Source organism: Asprobacillus argus (assembly GCF_032248395.1).
GTDB lineage: Bacteria > Bacteroidota > Bacteroidia > Flavobacteriales > Flavobacteriaceae > Polaribacter > Polaribacter argus.
Window position 1 is genome coordinate 411,434 of the sequence record NZ_JAVTTO010000003.1, and the last position, 13,427, is coordinate 424,860.

Annotated in this window: 10 protein-coding genes; 2 read left to right on the forward strand and 8 right to left on the reverse strand. The window is 34.6% G+C overall.

All coding sequences use genetic code 11. The features are described from left to right. Positions 1–333 precede the first annotated feature (333 nt). From RQM59_RS09265 to RQM59_RS09295, 7 genes are all read right to left on the reverse strand, one after another. Positions 334–627, reverse strand: coding sequence for a FoF1 ATP synthase subunit delta/epsilon (locus RQM59_RS09265; protein ID WP_349241827.1), 294 nt, complete (start codon positions 625–627; stop codon positions 334–336). 25 nt (positions 628–652) lie between these two features. Continuing rightward, positions 653–2,164 (reverse strand): F0F1 ATP synthase subunit beta, encoded by a 1,512-nt coding sequence (gene atpD / locus RQM59_RS09270; protein WP_349241828.1) that lies wholly within the window; start codon positions 2,162–2,164, stop codon positions 653–655. A 177-nt stretch (positions 2,165–2,341) separates the two neighbouring features. Beyond that, the gene (locus RQM59_RS09275; protein WP_349241829.1) at positions 2,342–3,712 is read right to left on the reverse strand and encodes an OmpA family protein; all 1,371 of its coding nucleotides are present in this window, start codon (positions 3,710–3,712) and stop codon (positions 2,342–2,344) included. A gap of 114 nt (positions 3,713–3,826) precedes the next feature. Further along, complete coding sequence (gene kbl, locus RQM59_RS09280; RefSeq protein ID WP_349241830.1) at positions 3,827–5,023, reverse strand: glycine C-acetyltransferase; 1,197 nt, start codon at positions 5,021–5,023, stop codon at positions 3,827–3,829. Between the two features lie 30 nt (positions 5,024–5,053). Beyond that, positions 5,054–8,182, reverse strand: a complete 3,129-nt coding sequence (locus tag RQM59_RS09285; RefSeq protein WP_349241831.1) for a UvrD-helicase domain-containing protein — start codon at positions 8,180–8,182, stop codon at positions 5,054–5,056. Positions 8,183–8,256: 74 nt separating this feature from the next. Next, positions 8,257–9,093: a ZIP family metal transporter gene (locus RQM59_RS09290; RefSeq protein ID WP_349241832.1), complete on the reverse strand. Its 837-nt coding sequence runs from the start codon at positions 9,091–9,093 to the stop codon at positions 8,257–8,259. Then, the gene (locus tag RQM59_RS09295; RefSeq protein ID WP_349241833.1) at positions 9,090–9,746 is read right to left on the reverse strand and encodes a metal-dependent transcriptional regulator; all 657 of its coding nucleotides are present in this window, start codon (positions 9,744–9,746) and stop codon (positions 9,090–9,092) included. The genes RQM59_RS09290 and RQM59_RS09295 overlap by 4 nt, the downstream gene beginning before the upstream one ends. Before the next feature lie 101 nt (positions 9,747–9,847). Here RQM59_RS09295 and RQM59_RS09300 point away from each other — a divergent pair, with 101 nt between their 5' ends. Beyond that, complete coding sequence (locus RQM59_RS09300; protein ID WP_349241834.1) at positions 9,848–12,124, forward strand: TonB-dependent receptor; 2,277 nt, start codon at positions 9,848–9,850, stop codon at positions 12,122–12,124. Between the two features lie 9 nt (positions 12,125–12,133). Further along, on the forward strand, positions 12,134–12,610 hold the full coding sequence (locus tag RQM59_RS09305; RefSeq protein ID WP_349241835.1) for a thioredoxin family protein: 477 nt from the start codon (positions 12,134–12,136) through the stop codon (positions 12,608–12,610). A 101-nt stretch (positions 12,611–12,711) separates the two neighbouring features. Here the strand turns inward: RQM59_RS09305 and RQM59_RS09310 are convergent, their stop codons facing one another. Next, positions 12,712–13,296, reverse strand: a complete 585-nt coding sequence (locus tag RQM59_RS09310; protein ID WP_349241836.1) for an inclusion body family protein — start codon at positions 13,294–13,296, stop codon at positions 12,712–12,714. Positions 13,297–13,427: the final 131 nt, after the last annotated feature.

Below are 13,427 nucleotides of genomic sequence, written 5' to 3' on the forward strand. Positions count from 1 at the left end.
CATAGAACTTATTTGAAAAAATTAGAGTTAACCCTTATTTCGAATATTGAGTCTTCTTCATAGTTTTACATTGAAATTATTTTACTCTTTAGTAGTTTTTGTTTGAAACGATGTTGAATTTTAACTGTACTTCCTCCCCAATTATAATAACACTATTTGAGGTGTAGCGTATATAATTGATAGTACGGATTCTTTATAAGGCAACCGATAAGGTTTAGTTACAATCTTTTAGTAAAAGCTCCTCGATATAATCGTAAACTAATTTTGGAAAAGTTGTTAAGAAAAAAACCGAGCTAATTAGCTCGGTTTTTTTTATGTTTACTATTATTTTAGTTAGTCAACTAATATAATTGCTTTATTATCTTTTAATTCAATAGTTCCTGAATTAATCGCTACTGTCAACACTTTATCATCATCTGCATGAGGCACCAATTTACCGTGCAAATCATCTAATTCTAAATGCTCTTGAGTATGAATATGAATATACACATTCCCTTTCTTTAAAACAGAAACAATAGGAGCGTGATTATTAAGCATCTGAAACTCTCCGTTCACACCAGGAACAGAAATAGAATCTACTTCTGATGAAAATAAGATCGCTTCTGGAGATACAACTTCTAAATGCATATTAATTTGTCTTAATGGTTATCAATTATGCTTCCGCTAACATTTTCTCGCCAGCCTCAATTGCTTCTTCAATTGTTCCTTTTAAGTTAAACGCTGCTTCAGGTAAGTGATCTAACTCACCTTCCATAATCATGTTAAATCCTTTAATTGTTTCTTTAATATCAACTAAAACACCTGGAATTCCTGTAAACTGCTCAGCAACATGGAAAGGCTGTGATAAGAAACGTTGAACACGTCTTGCTCTTGATACAGCCAATTTATCTTCTTCAGATAACTCTTCCATACCTAAGATTGCAATAATATCTTGTAATTCTTTATAACGCTGTAATAACTCTTTTACTTTTTGAGCGCAGTCATAGTGATCAGCTCCTAAGATCTCTGGAGTTAAAATTCTTGACGTAGAATCTAATGGATCTACTGCAGGATAAATACCTAATTCTGCAATCTTACGAGATAATACTGTAGTTGCATCTAAGTGAGCAAACGTAGTTGCTGGGGCAGGATCCGTTAAATCATCTGCAGGTACATATACCGCTTGTACAGAAGTAATAGATCCTTTCTTAGTTGAAGTAATACGCTCTTGCATTGCTCCCATCTCCGTTGCTAATGTAGGTTGATATCCTACTGCAGAAGGCATACGTCCTAATAGTGCCGACACCTCAGATCCAGCTTGTGTGAAACGGAAGATGTTATCTACAAAGAATAATACATCTTTTCCTTGTGCTTCTCCAGCTCCATCACGGAAATACTCTGCGATAGTTAAACCAGATAATGCAACTCTTGCACGTGCTCCTGGAGGCTCATTCATTTGTCCGAATACGAATGTTGCTTTAGAATCCTTCATTCCTGATTTATCTACTTTAGACAAATCCCATCCTCCATCTTCCATAGAGTGCATAAAGTCTTCACCATACTTGATAATTCCAGACTCTAACATTTCTCTTAATAAATCGTTTCCTTCACGAGTTCTTTCTCCAACACCAGCAAATACAGATAAACCTCCATGTCCTTTTGCGATATTGTTAATTAACTCCTGAATTAATACTGTCTTACCTACTCCAGCTCCACCAAATAATCCAATCTTACCTCCTTTAGCATAAGGTTCGATTAAGTCAATTACTTTAATTCCAGTAAATAAAACTTCAGTAGAAGTAGATAGTTCTTCAAACTTAGGTGCTGCCCTGTGAATTGGTAATCCATCTGCTCCATCTTTAGGTAAATCACCTAAACCATCAATTGCATCACCTGTTACGTTGAACAAACGACCATAAATATCACCACCAATTGGCATTTGAATTGGATTTCCTGTAGCTAGTACTTCCTGACCTCTTTGCAAACCATCTGTTGCATCCATAGAAATAGTTCTTACAGTATCTTCACCAATATGTTGTTGCACTTCTAATACTAAAATTGAACCATCAGCTTTCTTAATTTCTAATGAGTCATAGATCTTTGGAAGTTCAGCAGATTCAGTGTTAAATTCAACATCAATTACTGGACCAATAATTTGAGAAACTTTACCTGTTATTGTAGACATTATTCTTACTTTAAATTATATTTCTTTATTAGAGGAAAAAAACACCCCTTATTTCGGCTGCAAAGGTAATTTATTTCCTTGAAAATGAAAAGTTTTTGAAATTAATTCTTCTGAATTAATTGTATAAAAAAACCGCATCAAAATTGATGCGGTTTTTAATATGTTTTGAGTTTAAAATTACTTGTTCGTAACTTTAATTTCTACTCTTCTGTTGTTAGCTCTTCCAGCTCTAGTTTTGTTAGAGTCAATTGGGTTAGCAGAACCGAATCCTTTAGAATTTAATCTAGAAGCATCAATTCCATTCTCAACTAAGTAATCTTTTACAGCAGCAGCTCTCTTAGTAGATAATTTATTGTTGATTGCATCCGATCCAGTACTATCTGTATGTCCTTCTACAACAAAGTTAGCTTTAGGGAATTGCTTCATAATAGCAACAATACCGTCTAACTTTTCAGAAACTCCATTTTTAAAAGAAGATCTTCCTGAGTTAAATAAGATAGATTTAGCGAAATCTCCTATTTCAGCCTCCTTTACTTCAGTAATAACAGGCTCAGGACATCCGTTGTTAGAAGCAGGTCCAGCTTCATTAGCACAGTTATCATCTTTATCTAATACTCCGTCTCCATCAGTATCTGGCCAAGGGCATCCTCCATTTGCTTTTGGTCCAGCAACGTTAGCACACTTATCATCTTTGTCTAATACTCCGTCTCCGTCAGAATCAGGACATCCGTTATTAGCTTTAGTTCCTTTTGCATTTGGACACATATCGTCTTTATCAGCAATACCGTCTCCGTCTGCATCTGGACATCCGTTTAAAGAAGCTAAACCAGCTACATTAGGACAAGCATCATCAGAATCCTTGATTCCATCTCCGTCTGCATCTGGACATCCGTTAAACTCTTTTAAACCTGCAACCTCTGGACATGCATCTTCTTTATCGAAGATTCCATCTCCATCAGTATCCTTTCCCCCAAATCTGAATACAACTCCAAGAGAAGTTTGATAGTGAGAAGGTACTTTATCTGCAAAGTTCTCCTTAGTTCCTGTTTGGAAATTGATACCTAAGTTATCGTTAATCCAAGTATTAAAACCAATACCATAACCTAACATTCCTTCACCAACTGAATTTGAACCTTGCTGATCAAGAGAAGCATAGCTACCCCCAACATATACGTAAGGATCAAACCAACCCGTCTCTCCAATCAATTTGTTTAAATCATACTTTACATTTAAGTCTAACGCCCAGTAAAAAGCATCTACCGTTGGACCATCAATGTTTGTAACGTCTGCCATAGAAGCAGCAAATTGAAGAGTGAATCCGTTCTTGATATACTTTTCAGCATTAATTCTTGAAATAGAATTGGTATGGTTCCAGTCTTTATTTCCTAATAGGTCTTTAAACTGTTCTCCAATACCTTCACCTGTTCTAAAATCTACAATATTCATCCCAAATCCAACAACCCATGGATTGTTAGAATCCTGTGCACTTACGCTGTTAACCATTACTAACGCAAACAAAGCTAACACAGCTAATTTTAATCGTTTCATTATTAAATATTTAAATTAAAAGTTCTTTATTATATAGGCAAAAGTAAGTTCTTACATCTAATTTACAAAGATTTTTATAAAAAAACTTTCGTGAAATCGGCGGAAAGGCTTATTTTAATTAATAATTCCTAAATTTTTTCCTACTTTTTTAAAGGCATTAATTGCCTTATCTAAATGCTCTTTTGAATGCGCTGCAGACAGCTGCACTCGTATTCTGGCTAACTCCTTTGGAACCACTGGGTAAAAGAACCCTATAACATAGATTCCTTCATCCAACAACATATTGGCCATTGTCTGAGAAAGTTTGGCATCATAGAGCATTACTGGAACAATTGCGGCATCGGCGCCAACTAGTTCAAAACCAGCATTTTCCATCTCAGTTCTGAAGTAATTTGTATTCCACTCTAATTTATCTCGCAAAGAAGTATCCGCAGATAAAATTTCGAACACTTTAATAGATGCTCCAACGATTGCAGGAGCAAGCGAATTTGAAAACAAATAAGGTCTCGATCTTTGTCTTAGTATCTCTATGATTTCTTTTTTACCTGTTGTATATCCCCCCATAGCACCTCCGAGGGCTTTTCCTAACGTTCCAGTAATAATATCTATTCTTCCAAGAACATTTTTCAATTCCAAAGTTCCTTTACCTGTTTTTCCAATAAATCCAGTAGCGTGACATTCATCTATCATCACCAAGGCATCATATTTCTCTGCTAAATCGCAAATTTTATCTAATTCTGCAACAATGCCATCCATAGAGAAAACACCATCTGTAACAATAATTTTAAAACGATGGTTTTGTTCATTTGCAGCAATAAGTTGCTCTTCCAAAGAGGCCATATCATTATTTTGATATCTATATCGGGCTGCCTTACATAGACGAACACCGTCTATTATCGAGGCATGATTTAAACTATCAGATATAATAGCATCTTCCTTTGTCAATAATGGCTCAAAAACACCTCCGTTAGCATCAAAAGCTGCCGCATACAAAATAGTATCCTCAGTTTGGTAGAATTCCGCAATTTTTCCCTCCAACTGTTTATGTATATCCTGGGTACCACAAATAAATCTAACAGAAGACATCCCAAAACCATGCGTATCCATAGTGTCTTTAGCCGCCTGAATCACTCTAGGATCATTAGACAATCCCAGATAGTTGTTAGCGCAGAAGTTAACTACTTCTTCACCTGTAGAAATTTTTATTACTGCATCTTGGGCACTTGTAATTATTCTTTCTGATTTATAAAGACCCGCATCTTTTATCTCTTGAATCTCTTTTTGTAAATGGTTTTGTATATCTCCGTACATCCTTGATTAATTTTGATTCGCAAATTTAATTTAAATTTCTTCTAAACTTATTTCTTCGTTTATATAAATAAGTATTTTTTTTACAACACTATAACCTAGTGACTCCAACACCATGGTATACTTTAACAATTGGTCATGGTAACTTTTTGAAGGTTTGCCAGTTTTATAATCTATAATAACCACCTCTTTATTAGGATACATCACTAAACGGTCTGGGATAATGATCTGATTATTCTTTCCTATTATTTCGCGCTCATTATATATTTCCAGATTCGTTTCAAAATAATGTGAAAGGCTTTTATGGCCAACCAATCCTTGTATTAATCGTCGAATACTGGAAGCTGCTTTATGATCTATGACTCCGTGAGCAACATATGATGCAACAACATCTTCTACCTCCGAAACGACATAAATTTCTGACATCATTTTGTGTATTAAGTTCCCATAATTTATAGCTTCTTCCTTTTTTGTTCCCCAAAGAATGGAAGCATTTGCAAGCATATGGATATTGTGATCCTTCCAGGAAGTATTTATATACGTTTCCTGATAATTTAACTCGTTTTGTTTTACTTTCTCATGACTTTTTCTTCCGTTATTACCAAAATCATATTCCTTTACCTCTGGATCATAGAGCGATTGCTCGATTAAAAAATTGGTAAAGAAATCAGAATATTTTGTATTCTTTCCTTGATTTTTACTCGATACTTCTTCGGTTATTATATATAATTGCTCTTTCGCCCTTGTTAGCGCGACATACAATAGATTAAAATTGTCAAGTTCAAGTTGTTCTCGCTCTCTTTGGTAAATTTCACGCCCTCTTTCTGACAGGGTTTTCAGATCTTTCCCGTAGGAAACTAATAATTCATCAAATCCATTAAACAAAACTTCGGGCAATGTATCTAACCAGACCTTCGGGTTTAACTGTTTATAAATATCTAAATCGCAAGGAAATAAAACAATGGGAAACTCTAGTCCTTTGGATTTATGAATTGTCATGATCTTAACTGCATTAGAGTTTTGTGGGGCCACAATACTTATATTCTCTTTTTCTCGATCCCAAAACTCTAAGAACTCAATGAGCGTGCTATCTTTCCTTTGTTGCACAAGAACTTCATCAATAAAAAACTGAACATATGCATCTGATGTACTTAACAGTCTAAAACTTCTTATGATATACTCAACTTTTTCATATAACGGCAACCGGTTGAAAAAAGATAGGTCAAAATCAATAGCATCATTTCGAAACTCTTTAAAGAGGCTATCTATTTCTAAATGCATAAATCTCTTAATAAAAGAATGTTTCTGCATTGAAATAGAAAGATGATCAGATAAAAAACAGATCCACTCAAATAATGAATCATCATCTTTAGGGTTCGACATATATCGCAAGAAGTCAATGATAAAATTAACCTTGGAGCTATTCTTTATTAAAAGTGTTTCTGAAGAAACTATCTCTATTCCTTTCTCAGACAAGAAATTCGCTATAACTACCCCCTCTTTCTTTTTTCGGACAAGAATACAAACATCACTTAATGAAAATGACGAATCCAAGTTATCCAAAATATGTAATACTTTTTTTGCATACTTACGATCGTTCTCTTCTCTATTCTCAAGTTTTTCTAAAAAAGACACTTGCACAAACCCTCCTTTTTTATCGTTCTTTTTTTGAAATGATTTATCTGAAAACAACGCTTTATAGGACTCATTTTGCATATGTGTTGCGCAATATTTAAAGAATGAATTATTGAAACTTATTATTTCGTCATAACTTCTATAATTGTACTCAAGTTCTTTAACTTCTTTTGGCAATAAAAAAGGGTTCGACACATTATCAGATCCTAGTTCAATAAACTGTTCTGCTTTACCTCCTCTCCAGCGATAAATGGCTTGTTTTCCATCCCCTACAAGCAGTAAACCCGTATCTTCTTGAGATAGTGCGTTTCCTATTAGTGGTAGTAAATTTTGCCATTGCAACACAGATGTATCCTGCATCTCATCAATAAAGTAATGCTTGTATTTTTGCCCAATTCTTTCATAAATATATGGAGCGGGTTGTTCCTTAATGTTATCAGAGATTAATTTATTAAACTCTGCATTCAACTGAATATTACTCTCCTCCTTTATTGTTTGCAACTCTGAATAGATTTCGTGCAAAACTGCCAAAGGCACAATACTTCTTAACGATAATTTATTAAGTGCATATCGCTTATACAAAGCTTCAGATTCTAAGTATAACTTCAATAATTCTGGAAGTATTCCTTCAATGGCAGTTTTTACATCATCTGGTTTCGATTTCGCATAGAACATATTTTCTTCTATTCGAAGTCGCAACTTAGAATTATCGAAAAATTTAGCGGTTTCTATATTTCGAGATAACGCTAAAAAATGTTTTGGTAATAGAGAATAATAAAAATCATTATGTTGCAAATTCATCGTATCGATGATTTCTAGTCCTTCAACTCCAATTTCCTCGAACCTTTTTATAAGCTTCTTTTGATCTGCACGAACATTCTTTTTAAGAGCTAAAAAATCTTCTATGGTCTTTGTGCTTAAATTCTCAAAGTGAATCTTATCAGTTTCATTCAGTAAAATTTTGGAAAACTCATGTAATTCTCTAGAAATATCCCACGATTTGTCTTCATCCGTTTTATCCAAAGAGTACTCTATTAGCAGTTTTGTTAAATTTTTATCAAAGCCAATTTTAGAGATCAGCATTTCTACTGCTTCACTTAGAAGTTGATTGGCATTCATTTCTATATCAAAATTCTGCGTAAGACCTAGATCAAAAGAAAAGCTTCTAATTAGCTTATGTGTGAAACTATCTATGGTTGTAATGTGAAATGCCGAATAGTTTTGAAGTATCGCCTGTAAGATTTTTTTACTTCTAGCGGATACTATAGACACATCTATTGCTAACTCTTCTGAAAGCATTGGTAAGAGTTCTGTATCTCGGTTCTCTGAAAAATCTCGCAACCTTTTTAATACACGTTCTTTCATTTCAGCTGCAGCCTTGTTTGTGAATGTAACTGCCAAGATTTGCTGAAAAGCGAACATATTCTCAGTCCTTAACAAGACTTTTAAATATTCTTTTACAAGTGTGAAGGTTTTACCACTACCTGCTGATGCATTATATACTTGAAAAGAAGATGTTTGTCGCAATCGAAAAATTTATTGCAAAATACAAAAAGCCTCACAAATTCTGTTTGGCTTTTGTGTAAAAATATATACTGTTTTTACCCTAAACCTACATCTAGCGACATCATTACAATGAACCCTCCAATGAATCCAAGAGTTGCAATATCGGTATACTTATCCCGCTGTGTTTCCGGGATTACCTCTTCTACAACGACAAAGATCATTGCTCCTGCTGCAAAAGCCAAAGCATACGGAAGTATTGGTGTGAAAAATGATACTGCTAAAGCTCCTAAAACTGCAGCAATTGGTTCTACTACAGCTGAAAGCTGTCCATACCAAAAGCTTTTTAACCTACTAACACCTTGTCTTCTTAATGGCATTGCTACAGCAAAACCTTCTGGAAAATTCTGAATTCCAATTCCAATAGCCAATGAAATTGCGGCAATGATCATTTCTGTTTGCTCAACTCCAACTAAAGTAGAAGCCGCTCCAAACAAAACTCCCACAGCTAAACCTTCCGGGATATTGTGTAGTGTAATTGCAAGTACCAATAACGTTGTTTTGTGCCAGCTTGTTTTCACTCCTTCCGCTTCCGATTCTTTGAAATTTATGTGTAAGTGAGGTAATAATTTATCCATTCCAAATAGTGCCAATGCTCCTAGTGCAAAACCAATAGCCGATGGAATTACTTTTATAAAACCTTCTCCTGGACTATTGTCGATTGCTGGTGCCAGTAAACTCCAAAAACTCGCTGCAACCATAACTCCTCCCGTAAAACCAAGCATTCCATCTAAAACGGCTCTATTCATTTTCTTAAAAAAGAAAACCAAACTTGCACCTAAAGCGGTTAATCCCCAAGTAAAAAGTGAAGCATATAAGGCCGCTTGAATTGGATGCTCCTTACCAAAAGCAACTAACTGTTCAAATGTTGTCATTTCGTTTGTATGTATAAATTATTTGCAATTTTGTTTGAAATAGATAACTCTTTCTCATCGATTTTAATAGTTAGAGAATCATCAAAAACCTCCTTAGATAGTACTTCAACACTTTTGCCTAGTGCTATCTTTTGTTTGTCCAGGAACTGAAGAAATGCAGCCGAAGAGTCTTTAACTCCTACACATATTCCTGCCTCACCAGGTTGCATACTAGATAGAAGTCTTTTCTTTATTTGATGTAAATTACCTTCCTTATCAGGTATAGGGTCGCCGTGCGGATCTCGCTTTGGAAATTCCAAGAATGCATCCAGTTCATCTATTAATTTTGACGATTTTATATGTTCCAATTGTTCTGCTACATCATGCACTTCATCCCAAGAAAATTTCAATTTTTCAACCAAAAAAACCTCCCACAAACGATGTTTCCGAATAATGTTTGCAGCGGTTTTTTTACCTAGATCTGTCAAATTGACTCCCTGATATTTTTTATACTCCAACACTTTTTTAGCAGACAATTTTTTTATCATATCCGTGACGGATGAAGCCTTCGTATCAAGTCTTTTAGCAATAGCGTTTGTGCTAATACCTTCGTTCGATAGTTGTCCTAAATGATAAATAGCCTTTAAATAATTCTCTTCAGAATGAGTAAACATATCTATAAAATAACATCGCAAAGATATAATTTTTATTTTTTATAAAATTATTTTTTAGACAAGACTAAAATTTTATTTACTTTTGTCAAAAAGTAATGATAATGAAATCAATTTTCAACATAGCAATTTTATTTTTTGGATTATCAATTGCTGGGTATTCTCAAAGTAATAGTCTTGTTGGTAAAACTTTTGGAGATGGAGATATTCTTCCTTATGTCAATGTTTATTTAAAGAATACCAAGCTAGGGAGTTCTACGGATGAAAATGGTGTGTATGAAATAAAAAATATCCCCAATGGAAGCTATACGGTAATCATTAGTAGCATTGGTTATAAAACAAAATCGGTTGTTATCACTTTTAAAGGCAATAAGAAGATTAGGAAAAATTTCACCTTAATCTCAGATAATTCTTTAGATGAGGTAGTCGTTTCTGGGACTTTAAAACCGGTTACAAAAATGGAAAGCCCAGTTCCCGTAGAAGTTTATAGTAAAACGTTTTTTAAGAAAAACCCAACACCTTCTATTTTTGAATCACTTCAAAACGTAAATGGTGTTCGCCCTCAATTAAACTGTAATGTTTGTAATACTGGAGACATTCATATTAATGGTCTCGAAGGGCCTTACACCTTTGTCTTAATAGACGGAATGCCCATTGTTAGTGGACTTTCGACAGTATATGGATTGACTGGAATTCCGCAAGCCTTAATACAACGAGTAGAAGTTGTAAAAGGACCAGCATCTACATTATATGGCTCTGAAGCTGTAGGAGGAATTATTAATATCATTACCAAGAAACCATCAGATTCGCCTAAACTATTCGCAGATAGTTTCTCTAGTTCCTGGGGCGAGGTAAATACAGATATTGCGTTACGCTACAAAATATCAGAAAGCGCACAAGGGTTGCTCGGAGTGAACTACTTCAATTATCAAAATATCATAGATAACAATAATGATGGTTTTACCGACTTAACACTCCAAAACAGAATTTCTATTTTTAATAAGCTAAACTTCGAACGTAAAAGTAATAAACCTTTTACCATTGCTTTTCGCTATGTCTATGAAGATCGCTGGGGAGGTCAAACCAATTGGAATCCCAGTTTTAGAGGCACCGATCAAGTGTATGGAGAGAGTATTTATACCAATAGATGGGAAACTTTTGGGATCTATGAGCTACCAACTATAGAGAATATTAGCTTTCAATTTAGCGCAAACGGTCATTATCAAGATTCTTTTTATGGCACAGATGCATATGATGCCAGTCAGTTTATTTCTTTCGGACAATTTGTTTACAACAAAAAGATCAAAGAAAACCACGATCTTCTCTTGGGTATCGCATATAGATATACGTATTATGACGACAACACCTTTGCAACGTTTGCTCAAGATGGAATTACTAATATGCCATCCGTAACACACCTTCCAGGTATTTTCATTCAAGACGAAATTAGTTTCAACAAGAGACATAAATTATTACTTGGAGCTCGATATGACTATAACAGTTTGCATGGTGGTATTTTTTCACCTAGATTAAACTATAAATGGAGTTCTAAAGATAAATCGGATACTTTTAGATTTAGTGTGGGAAATGGATTCAGAGTTGCCAATGTTTTTACGGAAGATCATGCAGCGTTAACCGGCGCTAGAGAGGTTGAGTTTGATGGGGAATTAAAACCTGAAACATCTTGGAACACAAATCTTAATTATGTTAAAAAAATTACTACAGAAAATGCTTTTATTACACTAGACGCGAGTGCTTTTTACACTTATTTTTCCAATAGAATCTTACCGGATTACGAGACTGACCCTAATAAAATAATTTATGCGAACCTTGACGGTCATTCTATCTCACAAGGCATTTCACTAAATTCAGATATCACTTTTCACGATGGGTTGTCAATTAATCTTGGCGCCACTCTAATGGATGTATCTATAACGGAAAATGGCGTAAGCAAAAGACAAATACTTACAGAAAGTTTTAGCGGTGTCTGGAGTATTTCATACAAATTCAAAAACAGTCGATTCACTATTGATTATACAGGGAATCTGTATGGCCCGATGCGACTTCCATTAATTAGTGATACCGACCCAAGAGCAGAGTTTTCTCCATGGTACAGCATCCAAAATATTCAGCTTTCAAAAAAGTTTGGCACGAACTGGGAGGTCTATGGAGGTGTAAAAAATCTATTAAACTTTACGCCTGCGGCCAATAGTATTGCAAGGTCCTTAGATCCTTTTGACCAAGATGTTGTTTTTGATCAAAATGGACAGGCGGTAGCTACTCCCAACAATCCTTATGCCTTAACTTTCGATCCAAGTTATGTATATGCTTCTAACCAAGGTATTAGAGGTTTTTTTGGGTTACGCTATTCTATTTTTTAATTTTGACCAATGAACAAATTACTAGGATTTCTTTTTATTTCACTTTCTATATTGGGATCAATACCAAAAAAAGAGACACTAAATGTTCATTCTTTTTCCGAAGTTGAAAAGCTACAAAAAACAACCCCAAAACCTGTTGTGGTTTTTGTTCATGCTGATTGGTGTAAAATATGTCATGGTATGGAAAAAAGTACTTTTTCGAACTCAAAAATTATAAAAACCCTGAACAAATCGTTCTATTTTATAAAACTGAATGGCGAAGAAAAACGAGATATTACTTTTTTAGGAAAAACTTTTGTATTTAAACCAACAGGCAATAACACTGGCACTCATGAATTGGCTATTGAGCTAGCAACAATACATAAAAGAGTGAGTTATCCTACAACGACCATTTTGGACAAAAACTTCGCAATTGTTTTGCAACTGGAAGGTTTAATTACAAAAAATAGCATGCTTTCTATTTTGAAAAAAGCTAAACAACTGTAGTTGTATTAAAATTTCCTTTATCGAATCAACGAAAAAAAGCCGTCAATAATTGACGGCTTTTAATACAAATCACTAGAATATTCAATTATTGAATTAAAAGATTATCCATTTACAGTAATTTGAGGATCCCATTGGTAATAACCAAGTAGTGTAGGATCCTGTTGTCCCCGCTCTAATTGATATAATGCGAATCTTAAGCCATAATTTTCTGTACCAGCACTAGAGATATTATTCTCTCCCCAGTAAAAATCTTGATCTACAAATTTCACATTAAAGTCAGAAAAAGATGTTGGGAAAGGCGTTTTTACTCCTGTTGCTGTTTTTAAGTCAAAATCATCATTCTGAAAAATATGATCTCCACTAATGTAAAACATATCATACATAACAACAGATTGACGAAACTGATTGTATTCTGAAACTGCCGTAAATCTAACAACATCACCGATCGCAGCTCCGAAAGCTAGATCTCCTGTACCACTCCCGGTTGGATCCAGTGCAGCTCCACTTGCAACCATATAGGAAAAATTATGCCCAATACCGGTAGGATTATTAGGGTCTTTACTTGGGTTTGGGTATTTTTCAATAAGTTGATCTGTGGCAATGATCATATTAACATTTATAATCTCTGCGCCAACTGCGAAAGAATTTCTTTTCGCTCCTTTTATTTTTGGGTTTTTTGAACTCATCTTGTTTAGTTTTTATTTCCTACTCATAAAGCTTTTCGGACTACGCTCCGTTTTTTAAAGTGGGTACTGCTCCACCTTGTTTAGCTGCTTCGTTTTATTCAGGTATTGAATCACAAAACGTCTCTAGAAAT